The organism is Kineosporia sp. NBRC 101731 (assembly GCF_030269305.1).
GTDB lineage: Bacteria > Actinomycetota > Actinomycetes > Actinomycetales > Kineosporiaceae > Kineosporia.
Genome location: NZ_BSTC01000088.1, coordinates 1 through 207, shown reverse-complemented (window position 1 = coordinate 207; position 207 = coordinate 1). Strand labels below are relative to the sequence as shown.

Sequence of the window (207 nt, the reverse complement as noted above, 5' to 3'; positions counted from 1 at the left end):
ACTCACGTCCACTATGCGGTTCACGGGAAACGACCGTGCACACCCCAGCAGCTGATTCTTGGCTGTTCAGAGGGAGTGTTGGTTGTGCCGAGAGAGTTACGGCGATCATAGCGGCAGGGAAACGCCCGGTCTCATTCCGAACCCGGAAGCTAAGCCTGCCAGCGCCGATGGTACTGCACTGGTTACGGTGTGGGAGAGTAGGACATC

Annotated in this window: 1 rRNA gene; it reads left to right on the top strand. The window is 58.5% G+C overall.

The window, feature by feature from the left end:
* Window positions 1-97: 97 nt before the first annotated feature.
* Window positions 98-207 (top strand): 5S ribosomal RNA (rrf, locus tag QSK05_RS36185); the annotation flags it as partial.